The sequence below is a fragment of the Microbacterium sp. Z10_103 genome, from assembly GCF_058310455.1.
The window spans coordinates 3399908-3426286 of record NZ_JBZEGK010000001.1; the positions used below are offsets into that span (position 1 = coordinate 3399908).

At 71.2% G+C, this 26379-nt stretch carries 17 protein-coding genes; 16 read left to right on the forward strand and 1 reads right to left on the reverse strand.

The features are described 5' to 3' along the window. The first annotated feature begins 12 nt into the window (after nucleotides 1–12). Nucleotides 13–2118 carry an acyl-CoA dehydrogenase family protein gene (locus AC4FS2_RS16495; RefSeq protein ID WP_491177748.1) on the forward strand — a complete coding sequence of 702 codons (2106 nt, stop codon included), beginning with the start codon at nucleotides 13–15 and terminating at the stop codon, nucleotides 2116–2118. 1 nt (nucleotide 2119) lies between these two features. On the opposite strand, the gene AC4FS2_RS16500 is transcribed toward AC4FS2_RS16495, so the two are convergent. Next, nucleotides 2120–2446: a hypothetical protein gene (locus AC4FS2_RS16500; protein WP_491177750.1), complete on the reverse strand. Its 327-nt coding sequence runs from the start codon at nucleotides 2444–2446 to the stop codon at nucleotides 2120–2122. A gap of 92 nt (nucleotides 2447–2538) precedes the next feature. Between AC4FS2_RS16500 and AC4FS2_RS16505 the strand changes: the two genes are divergently transcribed. From AC4FS2_RS16505 to AC4FS2_RS16575, 15 genes are all read left to right on the forward strand, one after another. Then, entirely contained in the window at nucleotides 2539–3114 is a 576-nt protein-coding gene (locus AC4FS2_RS16505) for a DNA-3-methyladenine glycosylase I (RefSeq protein ID WP_491177752.1), read from the forward strand. A 144-nt stretch (nucleotides 3115–3258) separates the two neighbouring features. Continuing rightward, entirely contained in the window at nucleotides 3259–3735 is a 477-nt protein-coding gene (locus tag AC4FS2_RS16510) for a GNAT family N-acetyltransferase (RefSeq protein ID WP_491177754.1), read from the forward strand. A gap of 226 nt (nucleotides 3736–3961) precedes the next feature. After that, nucleotides 3962–5455: a DEAD/DEAH box helicase gene (locus AC4FS2_RS16515; protein ID WP_491177756.1), complete on the forward strand. Its 1494-nt coding sequence runs from the start codon at nucleotides 3962–3964 to the stop codon at nucleotides 5453–5455. Nucleotides 5456–5718: 263 nt separating this feature from the next. Next, nucleotides 5719–8133 carry an ATP-binding cassette domain-containing protein gene (locus AC4FS2_RS16520; RefSeq protein WP_491177758.1) on the forward strand — a complete coding sequence of 805 codons (2415 nt, stop codon included), beginning with the start codon at nucleotides 5719–5721 and terminating at the stop codon, nucleotides 8131–8133. 293 nt (nucleotides 8134–8426) lie between these two features. Further along, nucleotides 8427–14498: an Ig-like domain-containing protein gene (locus AC4FS2_RS16525; RefSeq protein ID WP_491177760.1), complete on the forward strand. Its 6072-nt coding sequence runs from the start codon at nucleotides 8427–8429 to the stop codon at nucleotides 14496–14498. Nucleotides 14499–14520: 22 nt separating this feature from the next. Then, entirely contained in the window at nucleotides 14521–15492 is a 972-nt protein-coding gene (locus AC4FS2_RS16530) for an AAA family ATPase (protein WP_491155000.1), read from the forward strand. Then, complete coding sequence (locus tag AC4FS2_RS16535) at nucleotides 15492–16754, forward strand: DUF58 domain-containing protein (protein WP_491154998.1); 1263 nt, start codon at nucleotides 15492–15494, stop codon at nucleotides 16752–16754. The genes AC4FS2_RS16530 and AC4FS2_RS16535 overlap by 1 nt, the downstream gene beginning before the upstream one ends. Then, nucleotides 16751–19285, forward strand: coding sequence for a transglutaminase TgpA family protein (locus AC4FS2_RS16540; protein ID WP_491177763.1), 2535 nt, complete (start codon nucleotides 16751–16753; stop codon nucleotides 19283–19285). The genes AC4FS2_RS16535 and AC4FS2_RS16540 overlap by 4 nt, the downstream gene beginning before the upstream one ends. Then, a complete protein-coding gene (locus AC4FS2_RS16545; RefSeq protein ID WP_491177765.1) occupies nucleotides 19282–19605 on the forward strand; it encodes an FHA domain-containing protein in 324 nt (107 codons plus the stop codon). The genes AC4FS2_RS16540 and AC4FS2_RS16545 overlap by 4 nt, the downstream gene beginning before the upstream one ends. Beyond that, nucleotides 19602–20465, forward strand: a complete 864-nt coding sequence (locus AC4FS2_RS16550) for a PP2C family protein-serine/threonine phosphatase (protein ID WP_491154994.1) — start codon at nucleotides 19602–19604, stop codon at nucleotides 20463–20465. Before AC4FS2_RS16545 ends, AC4FS2_RS16550 begins: the two co-directional genes overlap by 4 nt. Further along, nucleotides 20465–21784 carry an FHA domain-containing protein gene (locus AC4FS2_RS16555; protein ID WP_491177767.1) on the forward strand — a complete coding sequence of 440 codons (1320 nt, stop codon included), beginning with the start codon at nucleotides 20465–20467 and terminating at the stop codon, nucleotides 21782–21784. Before AC4FS2_RS16550 ends, AC4FS2_RS16555 begins: the two co-directional genes overlap by 1 nt. Then, entirely contained in the window at nucleotides 21781–23433 is a 1653-nt protein-coding gene (locus tag AC4FS2_RS16560) for a serine/threonine-protein kinase (protein ID WP_491177769.1), read from the forward strand. Before AC4FS2_RS16555 ends, AC4FS2_RS16560 begins: the two co-directional genes overlap by 4 nt. 124 nt (nucleotides 23434–23557) lie before the next feature. Further along, complete coding sequence (locus AC4FS2_RS16565; protein WP_491177771.1) at nucleotides 23558–24874, forward strand: sensor histidine kinase; 1317 nt, start codon at nucleotides 23558–23560, stop codon at nucleotides 24872–24874. After that, the gene (locus AC4FS2_RS16570; RefSeq protein ID WP_491177773.1) at nucleotides 24862–25539 is read left to right on the forward strand and encodes a response regulator; all 678 of its coding nucleotides are present in this window, start codon (nucleotides 24862–24864) and stop codon (nucleotides 25537–25539) included. Before AC4FS2_RS16565 ends, AC4FS2_RS16570 begins: the two co-directional genes overlap by 13 nt. Further along, entirely contained in the window at nucleotides 25536–26372 is an 837-nt protein-coding gene (locus AC4FS2_RS16575) for a DUF4097 family beta strand repeat-containing protein (protein ID WP_491154987.1), read from the forward strand. The genes AC4FS2_RS16570 and AC4FS2_RS16575 overlap by 4 nt, the downstream gene beginning before the upstream one ends. The last annotated feature ends 7 nt before the right edge of the window (nucleotides 26373–26379 follow it).

Genomic DNA, 26379 nt, shown 5'->3' on the forward strand with positions numbered 1-26379 from the left:
AAGGTCTCGAACATGGCTGATGCCACCGTCCGTCCCACCACCCCCGCCCAGTCCACGCGCACCCCCGCCGGTGGTGCCCCGACGGCCGCGCACACCGCGGCGGAGGCATCCGAAGCCCAGATCGACGTCGCCGCCGTGACCGACATGCTGCTGGGAACGTGGGCGGAGACGCGCCGAACCGCGCGCGAGATGATCAAGGACCCCGCGTATTGGCGCGTCGACGGACTGTCGATGGACGAGCACCGCGAGCGCGTCCTCACCCAGTTGCACCTGCTCGTCCAGAAGAAGGCCGTGCACCGCGCGTTCCCGACGCGTTTCGGGGGCTCCGACGACAACGGCGGCAACATCGCCGGGTTCGAGGAACTCGTCGTGGCCGACCCGAGCCTGCAGATCAAATCGGGCGTGCAGTGGGGCCTGTTCGGTGCAGCTGTGCTGCAGCTGGGCAATGCCGAGCATCACGAGAAGTGGCTGCCCGGCATCATGAGCCTCGAGATCCCCGGCGCGTTCGCCATGACCGAGACCGGACACGGATCGGATGTCGCGGCCGTGGGAACGACGGCGACCTACGATCCCGCGACCGAGGAATTCGTCATCCACACGCCGTTCCGCGGTGCGTGGAAGGACTACCTCGGCAACGCGGCCCTGCACGGCGTCGCCGCCACCGTCTTCGCGCAGCTCATCACGAACGGCGTCAACCACGGCGTGCACTGCTTCTACGTCCCGCTCCGCGACGAGAACGGACAGTTCCTGCCGGGCATCGACGGCGAGGACGACGGGCTCAAGGGCGGGCTGAACGGTATCGACAACGGCCGCCTCCACTTCGATTCCGTCCGCATCCCGCGCACGAATCTCCTCAACCGTTACGGCGACGTCGCCCCCGACGGCACGTACACGAGCGACATCTCCAGCCCCGGACGCCGCTTCTTCACGATGCTCGGCACGCTGGTGCAGGGCCGCATCTCCCTCGACGGCGCTGCCGCCTGGGCGTCGGCGCTCGGCCTCAAGATCGCGATCACCTACGGCAACCAGCGCCGGCAGTTCGACTCCGGCCGGGGCACCCCTGAGGTCGTCCTGCTGGACTACGGCAAGCACCAGCGCCGGCTGCTGCCGCGGTTGGCGACGACCTATGCGCAGATCTTCGCGCACGACGAATTCCTCCAGAAGTTCGACGCCGTCTTCAGCGGCCGTACCGACACCGACGAAGACCGGCAAGACCTCGAAACCCTCGCCGCGGCGCTCAAGCCCCTCTCGACCTGGCACGCCCTGGACACCCTCCAGGAGGCGCGTGAAGCCTGCGGTGGTGCGGGGTTCCTCTTCGAGAACCGTCTGGTGAGCCTCCGGCAGGACCTCGACATCTTCGCGACGTTCGAGGGTGACAACAACGTCCTGCTGCAGCTGGTCGGCAAGCGTCTGCTGTCGGATTACGCCGCGCAGTTCAAGGGCAAGGATGCCAAGGCCCTGGCCGCATTCGCCGTCGGCCAGACCGCCGGCAAGGTCTTCCACGGTGCGGGTCTCCGCCAGCTCGGCCAGGCGGTCAGTGACTTCGGCTCGAAGGCCCGCGCCGTCGAGCGCGGCCTCCGCGCCGATCAGCAGCATGAGCTGCTCGCCGGCCGGGTGGAGCAGATGGTCGCCGACGTCGCCGGGCGCCTCCGCCCCGCATCCAAGCTCTCCCCCGATGAGGCCGCGGCGCTGTTCAACGCCAACCAGTCCGAACTGATCGAGGCAGCCCGCGCGCACGGCGAACTGCTGCACTGGGAGGCGTTCACGGATGCGGTCAACCGCACCGAGGATGCCGGTACGAAGCGGGTGCTCACGTGGCTGCGCGACCTGTTCGGCCTGAGCGTCATCGAGAAGCATCTTGCCTGGTACCTGATCCACGGGCGCCTGTCGGCCCAGCGTGCGGCGGCGGTCTCGAGCTACATCGACCGGCTGTGCCTCCGCCTCCGCCCCCACGCGCAGGACCTCGTCGACGCGTTCGGCTACGAACCCGAGCACGTCCGTGCGCCGATCGCCTCGGGCGCGGAGCAGGCCCGCCAGGACGAGGCAGCGGCGTACTACGCCGCGCTCGCCGCATCCGGTAACGCCCCGGTGCCGGAGAAGAAGCCCGCGGCGAAGTAGCTCAGTCCTCGACGACGCGCCATGACCGCACGAACTGTTCGACGGTCATGGCGTCGAGGTCTCGGCGGGTGGACTGCAGCATGCGGTCGGCCTCCTGGGGTTGACCGGCGGCGAGCCGGAGGACCTCCGCCCCGGTGTCCTTGCGCGCGACGACGAGATGCATCCCGGGGAGCGCGTCGTCCACACCGACCCCGCCGCTGAGCAGCCCCATCGCGAACGTCGCGACGACGCGTGTCGCCTTGGCGATCGGATGCATCCGCCGGTCTTCGAGCCGGGCCTCGAGGACATCGGCGGCAACGGTGTCGGGATGCGGGTCGGAAGAGTTCACCCGACCATCTTCTCGTGGCCTCTGGATGATGCCGGGTGCCGCGGGCCGGAGGCGGCGGCGCGCGTGTCGACGCCCGCCGATAGGGTGGCGCCGTGACCACCGACGTGCGGATCGGACCCGACGGCATCGCGCGCTGCGCGTGGGCGGGGGATGACGCGGAGTACCGCCGCTATCACGACGAGGAGTGGGGCGTTCCCCTGCACGGCGACAGGGCGCTGTTCGAGAAGATGAGCCTCGAGGGGTTCCAGGCCGGACTCGCGTGGATCACGATCCTGCGCAAACGCCCCCGCTTTCGTGAGGTGTTCGCAGGGTTCGAGCCCGCGCTCGTCGCGGAGTTCGGCCCCGACGACATCGAGCGCCTGATGCAGGATGCCGGCATCGTCCGCAACCGCGCGAAGATCGAGGCCACCATCTCCAACGCCCGGCTCGTCGCCGAGATGGATGAGGGCGAACTCGACCGGCTGCTGTGGTCGTTCGCCCCCGACCCCCCACGGGCGCGGCTGACGTCCTTCGCCGACACCCCGGCGGTCACCCCCGAGTCCACGGCGATGAGCAAGGCGCTGCGCACGCGCGGATTCCGATTCGTCGGCCCCACCACGATGTACGCGCTGATGCAGTCCGCCGGCATGGTCGACGACCATGTCGAGGGATGCTGGCGCGCCGCCTGACGCGGCGTCGGTCGCCCTGCGGTGAGGTGCCCGGGGGAGCGCGGTCGCCGGCGCTGTCCGGGAGCGCCGCGGCCGTCGGCGCACTCATCCACAGATTTGCGGAGCCACGACGCCATGGATGTGCCGGATGTCAGGATTCTCGGTGTGAGGGATGTGCTGCTGCGGCAGATGAACGACGCGGAATACGAGGGGTGGGTCGAGACGGTCGCCAGGCTCTTGGCGAACGAGCAGGTGGCGGCCGGCAACTGGCACGCGGCCGGGGCGGCGGAACTCGCGCGGGAAGCGATCGTGCGGCAGCTGCCCCAGGGCGTCGATACGCCTCGGATGCTGATCCTCCACGCGACCGACGCCGCCGGAGACGCGGTGGGTCACGCGTGGGTGTCACTGGACCATCCGCGAGGTCTGCCGGATGTCGCGTTCCTGCAGGACATCGAGGTCGTCGAGCAGCGCCGCGGATCGGGATGGGGCCGGGCGCTGCTGGGAGCGGTGGAGGAGGCGGCGCGGGCTGCGGGGTCGCCGGCGCTCGAACTGAACGTCTTCGCGCACAACGCGACCGCCGTCGGCCTGTACGACACCTCCGGCTACCACGTCGTCACGCAGCAGATGCGGAAGGCGTTGTAGCCCGCTCGCGCGTCGCGTGGTCCGCGGAGGCCGCGGGGCCCGGTAGACTGGGGGAACTGCGGAGCTTTTCTGCTCCCTGCGTCGTCGAACGCATCGGCCTTCGGGCCCGAACTTTCACGGCGAACGGATGCGTCACCCGACGCCTTCGCCATCCTGCGGCCCTCTCCCTGACGGCGCCGCATCCTGAATCGCCGCGCGTGCGTCTGCGCGCCGGCATGAAAGACACATGACCTCTTCTACTTTCGCCGATCTCGGCGTTCCCGCTCCTCTCGTCGACGTCCTCGCCTCGCAGGGCATGACCGAGGCGTTCCCGATCCAGGCCGACACCCTCGCCGACACGCTCGCCGGGCGCGACGTGCTCGGTCGGGGCAAGACCGGTTCCGGCAAGACCCTCGCCTTCTCGCTTCCGCTCGTCGCCCGCCTGGGTGCCAAGCCCTCCACCCGCCGGGGCCGCAAGCCCCGCGCGCTCGTGCTTGCTCCCACCCGTGAGCTCGCCAACCAGATCGACGCCGTCATCAGGCCGCTCGCTGCCGCGTACGGCCTGACGACCACGACCGTCTACGGCGGCGTGAACCAGCGCCGTCAGGTCGAGGCGCTCGCTGCAGGCGTCGACATCCTCGTCGCCTGCCCCGGCCGCCTCGAGGACCTCATCGGTCAGGGCTACGCGAGCCTGGACGACATCGAGATCACGGTGCTCGACGAGGCCGACCACATGGCCGACCTGGGCTTCCTTCCCGGTGTCACGCGCCTCCTCACCCGCACCCCCGCCGGCGGACAGCGTCTGCTGTTCTCGGCGACGCTGGACAACGGCGTGGACAAGCTGGTCCGCAAGTTCCTCCGCAACGAGGTGCTGCACTCGGTCGACGAGGCCACGTCGCACGTCGCCGCGATGACGCACCACGTCTTCGTCGCTGCGGATGCCACGGCCAAGAACAACCTCGTCCGAGCCCTTGCGTCCGGCTCGAGCCGCCGCATCCTCTTCACTCGCACGAAGCACCAGGCCAAGAAGCTGGCGCGCACGCTGACCGCAGCGGGCATCCCGTCGGTCGACCTCCACGGCAACCTGTCGCAGCCGGCGCGTGACCGCAACCTCGCCGCGTTCAGCGCCGGTACCGCCCGCGTGCTGGTGGCAACGGATGTCGCCGCCCGCGGCGTGCACGTCGACGACATCGCCCTCGTGGTGCACGTCGACCCGCCCGTCGAGCACAAGGCATACCTGCACCGCTCGGGCCGCACGGCTCGCGCCGGCAGCGCCGGTGACGTCGTGACCGTGATGCTGCCCGAGCAGCGTCGCGACACGCTCGACATCCTCCGCAAGGCCGCGATCTCGGCGACGCCCACCCCGGTGACGCCCGAGTCCGCCGAGGTCACCGCCCTCGTCGGCGACGTCGCCGCCTACGTCACTCCGGCCCCGGTCCAGGCTCCGCAGCAGCGCGGTGGCGGCTCGTCGCAGGGCGGCAACGCGCAGCGCAACCGTCCCGCTCGCGGCGGTTCCGGCGGCGGTTCACGCTCCGGCAGCCGTCCGGCTGCGGATGCTGCGCCCTCGCGCTCGGCAGGATCCAACGGTGGCAACGGCCGTCGCCGCGGCGCCGGTGCGGCCCCCGTCGGTGCCGGCTCGCGCTCGGCCGGCGCCGCCGGATCGGGCTCGCGCTCGGGCGGTCTCCGCGTCGGTGATGTGGTGCGTGGCAACGCGCGCCCCAACCGCCGCGCCCAGGGCTGATCCCCGCGGGCACGCCCGCTCCCCGAAGCGCCGACAGGCAGCGACTCCGCTGCCGGTCGGCGCTTCGTCGTTCCCGGTCGGCGCTTCGTCGATCCCGGTCGGGGATTCGTCCTTCCCGGTGGCGCTGTCAGCAGGAGGTCGACCCGCCACCCCGGCACCGCTCGTCGGACCGGCGGGCGGATGGGTGGGATCGGTCAGGATCGAGGAAGCGGGATGTCCGCGATGTGCGGAACACTGGGGCCAGCACCCGATCGAGGAGAAGCATGGCCGCCGCATCCGCCCCGTCCGACCGCGCCGCGTCCGGGTCATCCGAGTCCGCCGCATCCGAAGCGGCTGCCACCGATCCCACGGCAGACGCCCACGACGTCATCCGCGTCGTCGGAGCGAGGGAGAACAACCTGCAGGATGTCACCGTCGACATCCCCAAGCGCCGCCTGACTGTCTTCACCGGCGTGAGCGGGTCGGGGAAATCCTCCCTCGTGTTCGGCACGATCGCGGCGGAGTCGCAGCGGCTCATCAACGAGACCTACCCCACGTTCGTCCAGGCGTTCATGTCGACGCCGCCGCGCCCCGAGGTCGACGCGCTGGAGAACATCAGCCCGGCGATCCTCGTCGACCAGGAGCGCATGGGCTCCAACGCCCGCTCCACCGTGGGCACCGCCACCGACGTGCACGCGATGCTGCGGATGCTGTTCAGCCGCCTGGGCGTGCCGCACGTCGGATCGCCGCAGGCCTTCTCGTTCAACGTGCCGTCCGTGCGGGGCGGGGGCGCCACGACGTCCGAGCGCGGCGGTAAGACGGTGAGGGAGCGCCGTTCGTTCGAGATCACCGGCGGGATGTGCCCGCGGTGCGAGGGCCTCGGCGAGGTGACCGACGTCGACCTCGACGAACTGTACGACCGCACGAAGTCCCTCGCCGACGGGGCGCTCACCATCCCCGGGTACAACGTCGACGGGTGGATGGTGCGGGCCTTCACCGAGTCGGGCTTCCTCGATCCCGACAAGGCCATCCAGGACTACAGCCAGCAGGAGCGGGAGGACTTCCTCTACAAGGAGCCCACGAAGGTCAAGATGCAGGGCATCAACGTGACCTACGAGGGTCTCGTGCCGAAGATCACCAAGAGCATGCTGCAGAAAGACCGCGACTCGCTGCAGCCCCACATCCGCGCGTTCGTGGAGCGGGCCGTGAAGTTCACCGCCTGCCCCGACTGCGGCGGCACCCGACTGAACGAGGGCGCGCGATCATCCAAGGTCGACGGGATCAGCATCGCGGATGCCGCGGGGATGCAGATCACCGACCTCGCGGCGTGGCTGCGGACCATCGACGACCCGGCCGTCGCACCGCTTATCCGGGGCCTCCGCGACACGGTCGATTCCTTCGTCGAGATCGGTCTCGGCTACCTCTCGCTCGACCGCGCGAGCGGCACACTGTCGGGCGGAGAAGCGCAGCGCACCAAGATGATCCGGCACCTGCGGTCGAGCCTCACCGATGTCACGTACGTCTTCGATGAACCGACCGCAGGGCTCCACCCGCACGACATCCAGCGGATGAACGCGCTGCTGCTGGCACTTCGCGACAAGGGCAACACGGTGCTCGTGGTCGAGCACAAGCCGGAGGTGATCGCGATCGCGGATCATGTCGTCGACCTCGGTCCCGGCGCGGGGCGCCACGGTGGCCGCATCCAGTTCACCGGGGATGTCGCGGCCCTGCGGGCATCCGACACCCTCACCGGCCGGCACCTCGACCACCGAGCGCGGCTCAAGGACTCCACCCGCACACCGAAGGGCGCGATCGAGATCCGCGGGGCCACACGGCACAACCTGAAGAACGTGGACGTCGACATCCCGCTCGGGATCCTGACGGTCGTCACCGGAGTCGCGGGGTCGGGCAAGTCGTCCCTCATCCACGGGAGCCTTCCCGGCCGCGACGACGTCGTGGTGGTCGACCAGGCGCCGATCCGCGGTTCGCGTCGGAGCAGCCCTGCGACGTACACGGGGCTGCTCGACCCGATCCGCGCGGCGTTCGCGAAGGCGAATGGCGTCAAGCCGGCGCTGTTCAGCGCGAACTCGCAGGGCGCGTGCATCGCGTGCAAGGGGTTGGGCGTCATCATCACCGACCTCGGCTTCCAGTCCACGGTCGAGACGGTGTGCGAGGTCTGCGACGGCACCGGATTCTCCGATGAGGTGCTCGAGTATCGCCTGGACGGGAAGAACATCTCCGAGGTGCTGTCGATGCCGGCGGCCGAGGCGGCGGAGTTCTTCCCGACGGGCCCCGCGCACACGACGTTGGCCCGCATGGTCGACGTCGGCCTGGGATACCTCACGCTCGGGCAGGCGCTGAATACGCTGTCCGGCGGTGAGCGCCAGCGGCTGAAGCTCGCGATCTCGATGGCGAAGTCGGGCGCGGTCTACGTCCTGGATGAGCCGACCACGGGTTTGCACCTCGCCGATGTCGACAACCTCCTCGGTCTCCTCGACCGGCTTGTGGACGGGGGCAACAGCGTGATCGTCATCGAGCACCACCAGGCCGTGATGGCGCACGCCGACTGGATCATCGACATCGGCCCGGGGGCCGGCAACGACGGCGGCACGGTCGTCTTCGAAGGGACTCCCGCCGACCTCGTGGCCGGGGCATCCACTCTTACCGGCACGCACCTGGCGGCCTACGTCGCGTCCTGATCCGCGGCGCCGCGCCGGCCCCTGGCCCTCGGCCGTCGCCAGATCAGGTGATGCGGCGGAGACAGGACGATTCCGGCCGGGGCGTCCTGTGTCCGCGAAAGCTCCTGATGTGGGAACGTCCTCCGCGGACGCGCGGCGGAGGTGCGGGCGGGTGAGTATCACACCGCGAATCGGCGGGGCAAGAGTGCCGCGCCCGGTCAAGCGAGCCTCTATGCTCCCGTTAAGCTGAGCTTGACATCCGCCCGCTTCGTCGGGATGACGGCTCGTTTCCGCCCCGGGGAGGCAGACGTCGCGTGAAGGCTTCTACGTGGCTGCGACGACGCCGCCGGACACTCGCGTCCGTCGGCGTGGTCACCGTGTCCGCGCTCGCCGTCACGACGATGGCGATCGCCTATCAGGGGTTCCCCACGACCGAGGTCGACCTGCACGACGGCGGGGTGTGGATCACGAAGCGCTCCAGCGTGCTGGTCGGGCACTTCAACCATGAGTCTCGCGTGCTCGACGGGGGCCTTCGCGCCGCGAGCGACGAGTACGACATCCTGCAGGACGGCTCCACGGTGCTCGTCCTCGACCAGACCGAGTCCACCGTCACCGCGGTCGACCCGGCCATGGTCATGCTCACCGACGCCGCCGACGTGCCCGCCGGCGCCGACGTCGCGTTGGGCGGTCCGACGATGGCGGTGCTCGACCCCGCGTCCGGGTCTCTGTGGGTCGCACGGGCCGAGGCCGCGGCCGCGTTCACCGTCGAAGGCACCGACCCGGTGGTCGAGCTCGGTGAGGGCGCCGATGTCGCGGTGGGCCGCGACGGCACCGTCTACGCCGTGTCACCCGAGTCTCGCGAGATCGTCACCGTGCCGCTCACTCCCGACGGCGAGACCGGGGATGCTGCGCACCGGGGACTCGACGGCGTCGATGAAGGTGCCGACCTCTCCATCACCGTCGTCGGCAGCACGGCGGCGGTGCTGGATGCCGACACCGGAACGGTGTTCACCTCCGGGGGCATGCGGACAGAAGTGAAGGGCGCCGACGGCGCCGTCCTGCAGCAGCCCTCGGCCGTGGGCGACGCGATCGTCCTCGCGACCGCATCCGCCGTCGTGGCCGTCCCGTTCGACGGTTCGGCCCCCACCGAGACCGCGTCCGGCGCGGGCGAAGGAGCACCGGCCGCACCGGTGGTGCTGGGCGGATGCACGTACGCGGCGTGGGGCGGCTCGGCCGCGTTCGTCCGCGACTGCTCCGGCGACGCCAACGACCTCACCACCGAGATCGAGGGCCTCGAGCCCGACGCGCAGTTGCGCTTCCGCCAGAACCGCGACGTCGTCGTGCTCAACGACGTCGTCGGAGGCGCCGCGTGGATGGCGACCGATGCGATGCAGCGCGTCGACAACTGGGATGACATCATCCCCCCCGAGGGCGACGCCGAAGAGGACGAGCAGACCACCGAGGAGACCGTCGAGACGACGCTTCCCGAGCGGACCGACGTCAACACCCCGCCGATCGCGACCGATGACGACTTCGGGGTGCGGCCCGGTCGCACGACCGTTCTGCCGGTCCTCGACAACGACACCGATGCCGACGGCGACGTGCTCACCGTCACCCTTCCCGACGGCGAACCCGGCCTGGGCGACGTGCAGCCGATCCATGACGGCTCGGCGCTGCAGATCGCCGTCCCCGAGGAGGCCTCCGGGTCGGCGACCTTCCGGTACGAGATCGACGACGGCCGTGGCGGGACCGACTCCGCGAACGTGAGTCTCTCCGTGCGGGGATGGGACGTGAACGCCCCGCCCGCGCCCAAGCGCGTGACGACCGTCGTCGTCGAAGCCGGCGGTTCGATCACGTACAACGTCCTCCCCGACTGGATCGACCCCGACGGCGACGAGAACTACCTCGCCTCGGTCGTCCCCGCCGAGGGGGATGAGGCCGACTTCACCGCCGACGGCCGCATCACCTACCGCGCGATCGGCGGAACCCAGGGCCGGAAGGAAGTGCCGATCATCGTGTCGGACGGCTCGGACATCACCGAGGGCATCGTGCGGTTCGACGTGCGACCCCCCGGGTCGACGGTGCCCGTCACCAACGCCGACCACCTCGTGGTCCGGGCAGGGCAGAGCGCCACCGTCGCCCCCCTCGCCAACGACACCAGTTCGGGGCGCGAGGCGCTGCGTCTCACCCGCGTGGATCAGGTTCCCGGGGCCGAGATCGTGCCGGACTACCCCAACAAGACCTTCACGTTCCGCTCCTCTGCGCCGGGCACGTACTACGCGCAGTATCTCGTGGCCGCCGGCCCCAACGCCGTGCCGGGGCTCGTGCGCATCGATGTGCTGCCCGACGCCGAGACCGACCTTCCCCCCGTTGCCGTCCGCGACGTCGCGTTGCTCCGCAGCGGCGGCGACGTCCTCGTGAACGTCCTCGCCAACGACTCTGACCCGTCCGGGGGCATCCTCGTCGTCCAGTCGGTGACCGTCGATCCGGCCAGTGGCATTTCGGTGGCGGTGCTCGGCCATGAGACGCTGCGCATCACCGACCAGTCGGCGCTCGGCGAGCAGACCCGCATCGGCTACCGCATCTCCAACGGCCAGCAGACCGCCGAGGGTGAAGTCGTGGTCATCCCGGTGCCCGCCCCCGACCAGCTGCGTCCTCCGGTGGCCAACGACGATCAGGCCGTCGTACGGGCCGGCGACGTCGTCACCATCCCCGTGCTCGACAACGACTACCACCCCAACGACGACACGCTCCATCTCGCGCCCGACCTCGTCGAGCCGCTGCCGGAGCCGGAGGACGGCACGATCTTCGTGTCGCAGGACACCGTCCGCTTCCGCGCCAGCGACGAACCGGGCACCGTGTACGCGACTTACGAGGTCGAGGACTCCAGCGGCCAAAAGGATGCCGGGTACCTCACCATCCAGGTTCTTCCTGTCGACGCCGACACGAACCAGGCACCGCGTCCGCAGGACATCACTGCGCGCACGCTCGCCGGAGCCGACGTGCGCATCCCGATCCCGCTCGACGGCCTCGACCCCGACGGAGATTCGGTGGAGCTCCTGGGCATCGACTCCGCGCCCTCGAAGGGCCGCGTCAGCGAGGTGGGGGCGAACTTCCTCACCTACGAGGCGTTCGAGGGCGAATCCGGACCGGACGCCTTCACCTATCGCGTCCGGGATCGCCAGGGCGCCGAGGCCACCGCGGCGATCCGGGTGGGCATCGCTCCCGCCGAGGCCGCCAACCAGGCCCCCTACGCGGTGAAGGATGCGGTCGTCATGCGTCCGGGGCGCGAAGTAGCCGTACCGGTCCTCGGCAACGACTCCGACCCCGAGGGCGATGCGCTCACCCTCGTCTCCGACGGGCTGATCCTCCCCGATGTCGCCGGACTCGAGGCCCGCGTGGTGGGTGACCGCGTGGTCGTGACCTCTCCGGGCGAACCGGTCGAGACGAGCCTGCAGTACACGATCCGCGATGCCCGGGGTGCCGAGGCGCGCGCCGTCCTGCAGGTCACCGTTGCCGAGGATGTGCCCTTGCAGCGGCCGATCGCGCGGGATGATCGCGTCCGCCCCGCCGACGTCGAGGACGACTCCTTCGCCGAGATCGACCTGCTCGTCAACGATGAAGACCCCGATGGCACGGTCGATGCGCTGGAGATAGCCCTGGATGCGGCGGGTGCGCGCGTGCTCGAGGACGGTGTCGTGCGCCTGCCGATCCTCGACGAGGCCCAGCTGATCACCTACACGATCACCGACCGCGACGACCTCACGGCGTCGGCGTTCATCCATGTCCCCGCCCTCCGCGACCTGCCGCCCGTGCTGCTCACCACCGAGGGCGTCGAGGTGCAAAGCGGCGAGACCATCGAGATCCCGCTGTCCGAGCACGTCCGTGCGGCAGGCGGACTCGATGTCGTGATCACCGAGGTGGGGAAGGTCAGCGCGGCGCACGCGAACGGCGCCTCGCTCGTGCAGGACCAGCGGACGCTCGTCTACACCTCCGCCGACGGATACTTCGGTCAGGACGCCATCACCTTCGAGGTGACCGACGGCTCGGGCCCCGACGACCCCGAAGGTCGCAAGTCGACGCTCACCCTGCCGGTCACGGTGCTCCCGCCCGACAACCAGAAGCCCACGTTCGTCAACGGGCAGATGGATGTCGCGCCCGGGGAAGAGGCGACGGGTCTCGACCTCGCCGCCCTCACCACCGATCCCGACGAGGGCGACCTCGATGACATGCGGTACACGATCGTGGGCGGCTCCCCCCGCGGGATGAACGCGACCATCGACGGGCAGACGCTCAAGGTGAGTGCGGACGCCGACGTCCGCAAGGGCACCACCGCCGAAGTCGAGCTCCGCATCGACGACGGCGAGACCGACCCGATCGAGGGCACCGTGACGGTGCGGGTCACCGCATCCACGCGTCCCCTCCCGACGGCGAACGATGATGTGCTTCCCGAGGCCGATCAGGGCAAGACGATCTCGATCCCGGTGCTCGCCAACGACTTCAACCCGTTCCCCGAGACGCCGCTGAAGGTCGTCGCCGCCGCCACCGAAACCGGCGACGGGATCGCCGACGTGCGCGGTGACCAGGTGTCGGTGACGCCGTCGGCGAGCTTCTTCGGCACGATGGTCGTCCGCTACCGCATCCAGGATGCGACCGGGGATGTCGACCGCGAGGTCGAAGGCCGCATCCGCCTCACCGTGCAGGGAAAGCCGGACGCGCCGGGCGTGCCGACGGTGTCGAGCGTGCAGGACCGGACGGTGGTGCTGTCGTGGACGCCGCCGCCGAACAACGGCGCTCCGATCACGGGCTACACGGTGACCTCGACGGCCGGGAACTACACCAAGCAGTGCGGGTCGACCACGTGCACGCTGGACGGACTCACCAACAACGTCGAGTACAACTTCGTGGTCACGGCGACCAACCGCGTCGGCGAGTCCGACCCGTCCTCGCCGTCGGAGACCGCGCGGCCCGATGCCCGCCCCGACACACCGGCCCCACCCACCCTCCGGTTCGGCGACCGGTCGCTGAACGTGGCGTGGACGACGCCGACGACCCCCGGGTCACCTGTCGAGTCGTTCACGCTCGAGATCTCACCGGCACCCCCGTCGGGTGTCACGCAGAAGACGGCGACCGGCAACTCGATGGTGTGGGACGGGCTGGAGAACGGCACGGCCTACCAGGTGCGCGTGCAGGCCCACAACCGCGCGCCCGAGCCGTCGAGCTGGAGCGGCTACTCGGCGAGTGAGATCCCCGCAGGGCCACCGGCGGCCGCCGCCGCGCCGACCACGCAGCGCCTGGACCCCGTGGGGTCGCAAGCGCAGATGCAGGTGACGTGGCAGGCACCCGCGAACAACGGCGACCCGATCGCCGAGTACCGACTCAACGTGCAGGGCGGCGCGCAGTCGCGGACGATCGCCGGCATCAGCCCCGGAACCACGTCGCAGGCGGTGCAGGTTCCGGCCTCGGCCAACGATTACACCTTCACCGTCGAGGCGCGGAACAAGGCCGGCTGGGGTCCCGCGAGCGCCCCGTCGGCGCCGCGACGCGCATTCGTCCCGCCGGGCGCCCCGCAGGGCGTCAGCGCGTCCACCCCGGCACCCGACAACTCCATCCACGTCGCCTACCAGCAGGCGGAGCGCAACGGTGCTGACGCCGGCGCGATCCGCTACGAGTACTCGCTCAACGGCGGGGGGTGGGCGGCGTTGAGCGGCAACAACCGCATCACCAACGTCTCCAACGGCACCGCGTACAGCGTGACCCTTCGAGCCGTGACCACCCAGGACGGAACGACGTATTACGGGCCGTCCTCCAACACGACGCCGCAGGTGATCCCGTACGGCCCGATCCAGCCCCCGGGAGCGACGGCGCGCGGGAGCGGGACGCAGATCGAGTTCAGCTGGTCGCCGCCCGCGACCAACGGACGGGCCATCACCAAGCTGGAGATCAACATCGCCGGGGCCGGCTGGGAGTCGGTCAGCGTCAACGGAGGTTCCCGGACGCGGGACTTCGGCTACGACGAGAAGCACACCATCCAGGTGCGCGCCACGGATGCGGCGGGTCAGACCTCGTCCGCGAGCGCGGAGGCCCGCACCGCGGATACGCCGAAGGCGCGGGCGTGGATCACCAAGGGGAGTCGGGTGAACACCGGTGAGTGTTCCTCGGCCTCGTGCGCGTACTTCCAGCTCAACACGGAGCACTTCCCGGCCGGCACCTACAACGTGGTGTGCATCAGCAGCCGCAACGGCGAATTCGCCGGCAACGGAACCCGGCGGGACATCCCCAGGAACGGGTCGATCCAGCTCGGTTGCTTCTACGGCTTCCCCGACACCGAGGTGTGGGTACGCATCGACGGGTGGGGCCCCTCCGAGAAATTCACATGGCGATAGCGACGAGAACGAGGATGACCGCATGACCATGACCCCTGACCAGGCCGCCTGGTTCCACACCACCTTCACGCGCCTGGTCGACAACGTCGACCGCGCCCTCATCGGCAAGCCCGAGGTGGTGGGACTCGTGCTGTCGGCGATGCTGGCCGAAGGTCACGTGCTCCTGGAGGATGCCCCCGGAACCGGCAAGACGAGCCTTGCCAAGGCGCTCGCGGCTACCGTGCAGGGCACGAGCAGCCGCATCCAGTTCACCCCCGACCTGCTCCCCTCCGACGTCACCGGCGTGACGATCTACGACCAGGCGAGCCATCAGTTCGAGTTCCACCGGGGTCCGGTGTTCACCTCGATCCTCCTCGCCGACGAGATCAACCGCGCGTCCCCCAAGACCCAGTCCGCGCTCCTGGAGGTCATGGAGGAGTCGCGTGTCACCGTCGACGGCGTACCCCACGAGGTGGGCCGGCCATTCCTGGTGATCGCGACGCAGAACCCCATCGAGCAGGCCGGGACGTACAAGCTCCCCGAGGCCCAGCTCGACCGCTTCCTCGTGAAGACCTCGATCGGCTACCCCGACCTGGCCGTCGCCGAGCGGATCCTCGCCGGCTCCGCCGATCGCAACCCATCGGCGAGCCTGTCGCCGCTGATCACGACCGCGGCCGTCGCCGACATGGCCGATCTGGGGGCGACTGTGCACGTCGAGCCGGCCGTGCTGCGGTACATCGCCGAACTGGCCGAAGCCACGCGCACCGACGCGGCCACGCGCCTGGGTGTCTCGGTGCGCGGATCCCTCGCCATGGTGCGCATCGCCAAGGTACGCGCGGCATCGCAGGGCCGCCACTACGTCGTCCCCGACGACGTGAAGGCTCTGGTTGCGCCCGTCTGGACGCACCGTCTTGTCATGGACCCCGAGGCCGAGTTCAGCGGCGTCACCGCCGAGACGGTGATCGCGCGCACCCTCGACGCCATCGCTGCGCCGCAGGCGAGGTCCGCGGCCTGATGACCGGCGAGACGCTCGGGACCACCGTTCCCGCCGGCACGACCCGCACGGCGCTGCGCGAGGTCGCAGCCCCGATTGCGGCGCGCGTGCTGCGCGGGGCGCGAGAGGTTCTGGGCGTCGTGCGACCCCTCGGGTGGGTGGTCGTGATCGGCGCGATCGTGCTGTGGATCGCCGGGCGGATGCTGGGCTGGCACGAACTCACCGTGGCAGCCACTGTCCTCGCCGCCCTCGCCGTCCTGTGTGCGCTCTTCCTCATCGGCCGCACCAACTACGACGTCGGCCTCGACCTCACGCGCACGCGGGTGGTCGTCGGCGAGCGCGCGGTCGGTGCCCTCACGCTCGCCAACAGTGGAACTCGCGCGATCCTCCCCTCCCGCGTCGTCCTGCCGGTCGGCGCGGGCCGCGGAGAGTTCGCCGTGAAGCGCCTCGCGCCGGGCGAGGAGGCCGAAGAGCTCTTCGCCATCCCCACCCAGCGTCGCGCGATCCTCGCCGTCGGTCCGGTGAGCGTCGTCCGCGGCGACCCTCTGGGCGTCTTCGAACGGGTTCACCGTCGCGACGAACCGGTCGACCTCTACGTGCATCCGCGCACGGTGCTCTTCGACGGGCAATCGCTCGGATTCCTCCGTGACCTCGAGGGTCTCCCCGCCACCGATCTCTCCCGGGACGACATCTCTTTCCACGCTCTTCGCGAGTACCAGCCGGGTGACGACCGGCGCAACGTCCACTGGCGTTCGACGGCGCGCACCGGAAAGCTCATGGTGCGCCAATACGAGGAGACGCGCCGCTCCCACTTCGTGATCGGCCTGTCGCGCAACGCCGGGGACTACTCCGACCCGGAGGAGTTCGAGCTGGCGATCTCGGCGGCCGGTTCGCTGGGACTTCGTGCTCTACGCGACTCGCAACGGGTCGAGGTGCGGGTGCAGGGTGCCGAGCTGCCGGCGGGCACCGGGAAGCAGTTCCTCGACGCCCTGTCGGGGCTCGCCTACGCTCGCGGACGCACGGGAGACATCGTCGACCTCGCCGGGCACGTCGCCGCCACCCTCGCCCTGGCGAGTGTGGTCGTGCTCGTGTGCGGAAGTTCCGTGGATGCCGCACGCCTGCGCATGGCGTGCGCGCGTCTGCCCTATGGCGCCCGCGTGCTCGCCGTGGTGGCCGACACGACTCTCGACTCCCCGAGCCTGCGGCGCATCGCCGATGCCGACGTCCTCTCCATCGGTGCGCTCGATCAGCTGCCCGGCGCCCTCCGGCGGGTGTTCGCATGACCGCTCCCGCTTTCCCCTTCCGTCTCGCGCGCCGGAACCCGGACGCGCCGCCCGTCACGATCGGCGGTCTGGAGGTGCGGCGGTGGGCGCTGGATCTCGGCGCGTCGGCCCTGCTGCTGTCCGTCGGCATCGCCGGCTTCGGGCCCACCTTCGGCGGACCGGCCTACCTGCTTCCCGCGGTCGGCGGCCTCGTCCTGGGCCTGACCATCGCCGCCGTCGGCACCTGGCGGCGATGGGGCATCCTGGCGCTGGCCGCGACGACCCTCGGGGCGTACGTGGTCTTCGGAACCGCGCTCGCCGTTCCGCACACCGGGTTCCTCGGGGTCATCCCGACGCTGGAGTCCTTGCAGCGCCTCGCGGTGGGAGTGGTCACGTCGTGGAAGGAGCTGCTGACGACGGTCGCCCCGGTCGGCACCGGCGACAGCCACGGCATCGTGCCCTACCTCCTGACCCTCGTGGCGGCGGTGCTCGTCGGCAGTCTCGCGCTTCGCGCCCGCCCCCCGATGTGGGCCCTGCTTCCGGCGGTCGTCTACCTCGCCGTGCAGATCGCACTCGGCACGGCGGAACCCGCCGCGCCTCTCCTCCAGGGCGTCGTCATGGCGATCGTGGCCGGCGGATGGCTCGCCGTCCGCCAGGCGTGGCAACCCGCGCGCGCGGCCGTGTCGGTGGGTGAAGGAGGCGAACCCAAGGGGATGACCGCTCGGCGCATCGTCGCCGGTGCCGCCGTGCTGGCGGTCGCAACGGGCATCGGGGTCTCCACGAGCGCCCTCGCCGCGCCGGACGGTCCTCGGTACATCCTCCGGGATGTCATCATCCCGCCGTTCGACGTGCGGCAGTACCCCAGCCCCCTGCAGGCCTTCCGCGGACTCGTCCGCGACTTCCCGGACGAGCCGCTGTTCACCGCATCCGGACTGCCCGAGGGTGCGCGCATCCGCCTCGCCACGATGGATGCGTACAACGGCACCGTCTTCAACGTGGCCGACGACGGCGCCGGCTCCTCCAGCGCCTTCACACCGGTGCGGAGCGTCATGTCGCCCGACGCCGAGGGCACACCGGCCACCCTCACGATCGAGATCGCCGGGCTCGGCGGGGTGTGGGTGCCGGATGCGGGAGCCGTGCGTTCGATCACCTTCGAGGGGGACCGGGCCGAAGAGCTCCGGCGCGCCACGTACTACAACGACGCCACCGGCACCGCCGTCGCGACCTCGCGGCTGTCGAAGGGCGACACGTACACCCTCGAGACCGTCCTTCCCGGCGACCCCAGTGACGAACGCTTGGCCGACGAGGCGTTCGCGCCGCTGCGCATGCCGAAGCAGAAGGGCGTGCCACCGGAGTTCGCTGAGATCGCCTCCGAGATCGTGGCAGACGCCTCCTCGCCCATCGAGCAGGCCAGGGCGCTGGAACAGACGCTGTCGCAGGACGGCTTCTTCAGCCACGGCCTCGAGGGCCAGGTGCTCTCGCGTGCCGGGCACGGTGCGGAGCGCATCTCCACCCTGCTGCGGGGTGACCAGTGGGTCGGCGACGACGAGCAGTACGCGGTGACGATGGCTCTGCTGGCAGGCCAGCTCGGCATCCCGGCGCGGGTCGTGATGGGTTTCTACCCGGAGGAAGACGCCACCGAGCGCACGTTCACCGCCACCGGGGAGACCTTGCACGCGTGGGTGGAGGTGGCGTTCGAGAAGTCGGGGTGGGTGCGCTTCGACCCCACCCCGCCCGAGGATCAGGTTCCCACCGACCAGACCACCAAGCCGCGCGCCGACCCGAAGCCGCAGGTGCTCCAGCCCCCGCCGCCCGAGCAGGAACCGGTCGACCTGCCGCCCACCGTGCCCGATGAGCGCGGCACCGAAGACGAGGAGAACCCGCTGCTGGGCATCCTCGGGCTCATCGCGCTCGTCCTCGCCAGCGTGCTGGGCGTGCTGATCGTGCTCCTCGCGCCGTTCGTGATCATCGGCGCCCTGAAGGCCGCCCGCCGCCGCAAGCGCCGCGAGGCCGAACGTCCGGCCGACCGCATCAGCGGCGGCTGGGACGAGCTCGTCGACCGCGCCAGCGATTACGGCACGCCGGTACGCCGCGGCGGCACGCGGACCGAGGATGCGGCGGTGGTGGATGCGGCGTTCGAGGAGCCGCAGGTGCGCACCCTCGCCCGCCGCGCCGACGCAGAGGTCTTCGGACCTGCCGACCCGACCCCGGAGGACATCGACGAGTTCTGGCGCGAGGTGGATGACATCGTCGGCGGCATGAGCAAGCGGGTGGGGTTCTGGCGGCGGCTGAGAGCGCAGCTCGACGTCCGCGCCCTCCTCGCCGGCACCCGATTCGCCCTCCCCGACCGCCGGGTCGCTCGGCCGATCGCGCGCCGGTCGCCGATCGCGTCCCGGACGCCGATCGCGTCCCGGACGCCGCGCGCGCCGGGCGCGACACGGGCGCCGCGCGAGCCGGGCGACTGGCGACGTCGGCTGGACCCGATCGTCACCCGCGGCGCGGCGCTGGTGCGCCGCATCCGCCCGCCTCGGAAGGCCGGTGACGAGTCGTGACCCCGGTCGCAGTGCTGACGTGGGACACGGGTGAGCAGGTGGCAGTGTACGGTCGGACCGTGTTCGGTCGTGACCCCTTCGGCGGTCCCTGTCCGACGGTCGTCGTGCGCGACGAGACCCTCTCGCTGTCGAAGACCCACTTCGAGGTCGGCGGCGATGACACCGGCGCATGGCTGTCCGACCGGTGGTCGCGCAACGGCACGGTGCTCATCCGGGGCGGTGCGCGCACCTCCCTCCAGCCAGGGGAACGTGTTCCCCTCCGTATGGGCGACCGGCTCGAGCTGGGCGATCGCCGCCTGACCGTGAGCGAGGCGCCGTGAACGACAAGACGCACGCGGGATCGCCGGATGCGCCGGTCGAGGTGGCGTGGGGCGCCGCCACCGACGTCGGTCGCCGACGCTCGCTCAACGAAGACGCGTTCCTCGCCGCACCGCCGTTGTTCCTCGTGGCCGACGGCATGGGCGGCCACCAGGCCGGTGAGATCGCCAGCGCGACGGTGATCGACCAGTTCACGACACTCGCCGGCCGCGCAAGTCTGACCGTCGCGGAGGTGCACACGGCGCTCCGGCAGGCACGCGACCGGGTGGACACGCTCCCGGCAGGTGCCGGTGCCGGTGCGGGAACGACCCTGGCGGGGGTGGCGATCGCCGACATCGACGGTGAGGGCTACTGGCTGGCCGTCAACCTGGGAGACTCGCGTACCTATCGGCTCAGCGAAGGAGTGCTCGAGCAGGTGAGTGTCGACCACTCCGTGGTGCAGGAGCTGATCGACTCCGGGCAGCTCGACGCCGCCTCGGCGGCCCAGGACTCCCGACGGAATGTGATCACGCGCGCGATCGGGGCGGGCAGCGACAGCGAACCGGACTTCTGGCTGCTTCCGGCGGAGGAAGGCGATCGCATCCTGATCTGCTCCGATGGACTGCCCACCGAGATCGACTCCGCGCGGATCGACGACATTCTCCGCTCCGAGCGGTCGCCGCAGTCCGCGGCCGAGCGGCTCGTGCGCGAGGCCGTCGCCGCCGGAGGACGTGACAACGTGACAGCCGTCGTCGTTGATGCGCTGTCGGTGCGCATCCGCGGTGTCCGCGATCGCCACGAGACCGTCCCGACCGCGCCGATCGGCGAGATCGAAGGCGACACCCTGCCGCGCGCGGGAGCGCGAGCCCGAGGAGGACTCTGATGACCGTCGTGCGCTACACCCCCGGAACCCTGCGCGCCGTCGTTGCGCCGTCCGCGGTCGCCCTGCTCGGTGAGGGGGCGACGGATGCCGTGGCCGAGGCCGTGTGGCAGGAGCTCAGCCGCGCTGCGGGCCTGGCCGGCGTCGTCGACGCGCTGGCCGCGGGCGGACCGCTGTCTTCGGTTCCGCCCTTCGCCGTCGCGCTGGACGAGGACGGCACGTGGCGGGTGGCCGTGCGCGGCGACCTCTCCGTGTCGGTCGACGGGGATTCGGCCGCGGAACGGGTGGATGGCGCGGGAGCATCCACGTGGACCGAGCGCAGCATCCGGTCGGCCGACGCGCTCACCATCGGCCCGGATGACGCGTCCGACGCGACGGCCCAGCTCCCGCTCCGGGACGGGGTCGTTGCCGCGGCGCGCGTCGTGATCTCCCGCGACGCCGGCGCGGGGGTGACCGGGTCAGGCTCAGGCGCGCGCGCCGGGGTGGCGGATGCCGCGTCCCGCGCCGCTGCGCCCATCGAGCCCGTTCAGCCGCACAGCGTCGCCGAGGTGCACGGTCCTGCGGCGGCCTCTCCTGCGGCCGAACCCGAGCCGTCTGCGCCGGTGGCGTCCGCCCCGGAGCCGTCTGTGCCGGTGGCCGGTATCCCAGCGCCGGTGCCCGCCGAGCCGGTGCCCGCCGAGCCGGTGACCGCCCCGCCGGTGACCGCCCCGCCGCGTGGCGCGGCCGAGCCGCAGGAACCCGCGGCGATGCCCGATCTCCCCACCCCCGTCGCAGGGACGCCCGTACCCGAAGGTCCCGACGACGTCGCGGACAGCGCCGTGCCGGAACTCCCAGACGACGTCGAGTCCACGATCATCCGCGGCGACGGGGACGAAGCATCCGACGACGCGACCATCACGCTCGCCGAAGCTCGCGCCCTGCGCGCCTCCGGGCAGCTGCCGCCGGTCGCCCCGCCGCTCTCCGCTCCGGCACCGCCCTCGGCTGCCGGACTGCTGCGCGCCTCAACGGGTCAGAGCGTGTTGCTCGATCGCACCGTCATCATCGGCCGGCGCCCCCGTTCCACCCGGATCAGCGGCGCCGACCTGCCGCACCTCCTGGCCGTCGACAGCCCGCAACAGGACATCTCGCGAAACCACCTGGAGGTCCGCGTCGAAGGTGACAGCATCCTCGCCACCGACCTCGACACGACCAACGGCACGACGCTGCTGCGCCGGGGGTCGGAGCCGGTGCGGCTGCACCCCGGCGAGCCGACGATCGTCGTGGCGGGCGACGTTCTCGACCTCGGTGACGGCGTGACCGTCGCGGTCGAGGACGCTCCGTGAGTGCGCGTCGCGCCCCACAGGCACCTCCCGAGCTTCCCGGATTCACTTATCTCGAACTGCTCGGCTCGGGCGGGTTCGCCGACGTCTTCCTTTACGAACAGCACCTTCCTCGCCGCCGCGTCGCCGTCAAGGTCCTGCTGACCGAGCGGATGACCAGCGGATCGATCGCGGCGTTCACCGCCGAGGCGAACGTCATGGCGATGCTCTCCACGCACCCCGCGATCGTCACCATCCACCAGGCGGCGATCGCCGACGACGGTCGTCCGTACCTCGTGATGGAGTACTGCCCGCGGCCCAACCTTCAGGCGAGGTACCGGCGTGAGCCGTTCTCCGTGGCTGAGGCGCTGCGCGTCGGCGTGCAGGTCGGCGCTGCGGTGGAGACCGCGCACCGCGCCGGGGTGCTGCACCGCGACATCAAACCCGCCAACATTCTCGTGACGGAATACAACCGACCGGCCCTCACGGACTTCGGGATCGCGTCCACCACCGGCGGGGGTGACGCCGGCGGACTGTCGATCCCGTGGTCACCGCCGGAGGCGCTCGGTGAGGTGCCCGGCGGGGACGCGCGCGCGGACGTCTGGTCGCTCGGGGCCACGGTGTACAGCCTGCTCGCCGGACGTTCACCGTTCGAGCTCACGGGTCAGCGGAACGGCGGAGCCGACCTCATCTCACGCATCGAGACGCTGCCGCTCCCGCCGCTGAGCAGGCCGGATGCCCCACCATCGCTGTCGCGCGTCCTCGAACGGGCGATGGCCAAGTCCCCCGCCGACCGGTACGACACCGCGCTGGCCTTCGCCCGCGCCCTGCAGAAGGTGCAGATCGAACTCGCGCACGGGGTGACGCCGATCGACATCCTCGACGACGGCTCGGCCGACGGCGTGGTCGACGACGAAGACGACGGGCTGACGCGCGTGCGCGGGGTTGTGAGCATCGATCCCGAGACGGCGACGGCGGCCGGTCCCACGCGGCCGCCGTCGCCGCGGCCCGATCTCTGGGCGCCGGAGTCGGCTACCCGGCGCTCGGCGCGGGAGGACGACGCCACTCGCCTCCGCCCTCCCTCCGTGATCGCGCCCGAGGCCGGCACCGCAGCACGCGTGTCGGCGGCTCCGCGCATGCCGTCCGGGTCTCCCATCCTGCCGTCGGCGTCGACCGCGCTGCCTCCGCCGACCCCGCCCGTCGGGTCCGCCGCCGAGCCCGCGGACGCCGCATCCGGCCCGCCCGAGGCCCCGAGGTCACGGCGGGGCCTGTGGTTCGGCGTGGCCGCGGGGGCGTTCGTGCTGGTCGTCGTCGTGATCCTCGCGCTCGCGCTCCCCGCGGTACTCGGGGGTGGCGGCGATCCGACACCGACCGCGCAACCCACGGACGAGCCGATCGACGTGATCCCTGTCGCGGCGCCTCCTCCGGCCGACCTCGCCGGCACGGTCACCCCCGAGGGTGTGGTGTTCACGTGGGTCAACCCGGAGCCGGAAGAGGGCGATGCGTACCTCTGGGGCGTCGTGACGCGCGGTGGGGGCGACCCGGCGCTCGCGCAGGTGTCCGAGACGACCGTGGTCGTACCACCGGACCCCTCCGGGACCACCTGCATCGAAGTGCTGACACGCCGCGCCAACGGAAAGGCGTCGGAGCCCGCCTCCGCCTGCGTCCCCTGACCCTCGCGCGGTCGCGACCCCGGGGGCTTCCGCCGGATGGCAGGGCGGGGCGTTCGGGATAACCCGAACGAGGGCTCCGGAGAACACGGGGGACACGGCCGAGCCGCGGTCCTACCGTGGGAGCATGACCTCGCAGACCGCTGCCTCCCCGGCAGCCGCACCATCCCCGGCGGCCCCCGTGGCGCCTCCCCCCTCCCGCCGCCGCGAAGTGGCCTCTCCGCCGCGGATCCTCGCCGCGGTCGCGCAGCTGGCGGCCCTCGGCATCGTCGGACCGGTCGTCTTCACGGTGCTGTTCACCCTGCTCGGCACGGGGCTGGGTCTCGTCGTCGTCCTCGGTATCGGCCTGCTCTTCCTCGTCGCCCTCGTCTACCTGCTGTGGGCGGTGGCGTGGCTGGAGAGCGCCCGCATCGAGGGTCTGTACGGCTTCTCGATCCCGCCGCTGACCGTGCAGCGCCCTCCCCGCCCCGGGTTCGCCGGCGTGCTGTCGATGTTCTGGCGCCAGGCGATCGACCCCGGTGTGTGGCGCGGTGTGGCGAACTTCGCCGTCTCGACGGTGCTGGGCTTCGTGGTGGTTGCGCTGGCCGGTGTCGCCGCATCCGGCCTCGCCCTCACCTTCGCACCGTTGTACGCCGACGCCGGGATCGCGCGGCTGTGGAACACCGGCATCGACATCCCCGCCGGATGGGCGCCGGTGGTCGGGCCGATCCTCGCACTCCTCTCCTTGGCCGGCCTCGTCGCGCTGGCGATTCTGCACGGCGTGCTCTCGCGCCTGATCCTGGTGCCCTCCCGCGAGGCGCAACTGACGGCACAGGCGCGGCAGTCCGCACAGCAGCGGGCCGGTGCCGTGCGCGCTGCGGACGTCGAGCGCACGCGCATCGAACGCGACCTGCACGACGGCGTCCAGCCGCGGCTCGTCTCCGTCGGGATGACCCTCGGCCTGGCGCGGCAGAAGATCGACGACGACCCCGCCGCCGCCAAGGCGCTCATCGAAGAGGCGCACACCTCCACCAAGTCCGCGATCACCGAACTGCGGCAGCTGGCCCGTGGCATCCACGCGTCGGTCCTGGATGACCGAGGACTGGATGCCGCGCTCTCAGCGCTCGCCGCCCGTTCGCACGTGCCGGTGCACCTCGACGTCCGCATCGACGGTCGTTGCGAACGGAGTGCGGAAGCCGCGGTGTATTTCGCCATCGCCGAATCCCTGACGAACGCGGCCAAGCATTCCCGCGCCAGCAGCGTGCGGGTCGCCGTGCGCCGCCGCGAAGACGGCACGCTCTGGGCCCGTGTCGAGGACGACGGCATCGGGGGCGCGCGCATCCTCCCCGGCGGCGGCCTCGACGGCATCTCGAACCGCATCCTCGGCGCCGGTGGCACCTATCGCCTCGACAGCCCCATCGGCGGGCCCACTTCGCTGGAGGTGAGCGTTCCGTGCGCATCCTGATCTGCGAAGACAGCGTTCTCCTCCGCGAAGGCCTTGTCCGCCTCCTCGTCGACGCCGGTCACGACGTCGTCGCGGCTCTCCCCGACGCTGCGGCGCTGGACGAGACGGTCACCCGGACCCAGCCCGACCTGTGCATCCTCGATGTGCGGCTTCCGCCCACCTACACCGACGAAGGCATCCGGGCCGCCGCGCGGCTGCGGGCGCAGCATCCGGATCTGCCGGTGCTGGTGCTGTCTCAGTACGTCGAGGAGCGCTACGCGAGCGACCTCATCTCCGCCGGCGGCGGCGCCCTCGGTTACCTCTTGAAGGATCGCGTCGCCGACGTGTCGGAGTTCCTCGACTCGGTGGTCCGCATCGGCGCCGGTGCCACGGTCCTCGACCCCGAGGTCGTCGCGCAGTTGCTCAGCCGTCGCAGCCGCGACGAGCGGATGCAGCGGCTCACCGAACGCGAACGCTCGGTGCTCGCCCTCATCGCCGAAGGAAAATCCAACCAGGCGATCGCGGCGACGCTGTTCGTCTCGGAGGCGAGCGTGGAGAAGCACATCACGGCGATCTTCCAGAAGCTCGGGCTCGAGCAGGACGAGTCGGGCAACCGCCGGGTGCAGGCCGCGCTCGTCCACATCGAACACGGCGGATCCGCGCCGCAGACAGGAGCAGCACGATGAGCACCACCACGACCCCGCCGCCTCTCCCCGCGGCCGGCCCCGACGCTCCTCAGCCGCAGCGTGCCGCGGCCCGCGTCATCACGATCCTCACGGCCCTCCTGGGTGTCGGCGTCCTCGTGGCCGTCGCATGGGGTGGCATCCGTTCGACCGCCGCGTCGGCGACCGCCTCCTCGGAGGCCCGGTCCCTCGCGACCGACGGTGTGACCGAGCTCAGCGTGGACGTCTCGGCGGCCTCATTCGACGTTCGCTTCGACGACGTGCGGAAGGCCACGCTGGAGGTCCGCGACTCGGGCGGGGGAGCGTGGACGTTCACCCGCGACGGCAACGCGTTGCGGGTCGAGACGCCCCGCGCCTTCTTCGTCTCGTGGTTCGGCGTGGGTAACGGCCGCGGGGTCCTCACGCTTCCGGCCGAGCTCGAGGGCACGGACGCCGAATTCGACCTGGGCGCCGGTTCGCTCACGGCCGAGGGGGCATTCGGTGAACTCGACCTGGGAATGGGAGCGGGCGAGATGAAGATCAGCGGCAGCGCCGAGAGCCTCAGTGCGGAAGTCGCCGCCGGCCGCGCCGACATCGAGGTGGACGGCGTCCGGGATGCTGATCTTCAGCTCAGTGCGGGTGACATGGTCGCGCGCCTGGGCGGCGATGCGCCCTCCGAGGTGCGCGTGTCCGTCAGCGCGGGATCGCTCGCCCTCACGCTGCCGGACGAGGACTACGACGTCCGCTCCGATGTCGCCGCGGGCGACCTGGACAATGGCTTGCGCACGGTCTCGGGCGCATCCGCCCGGGTCTTCGTCGAGGTCGCCGCAGGTTCTGCCCGCCTGATCGCGGACTGACCCGCCC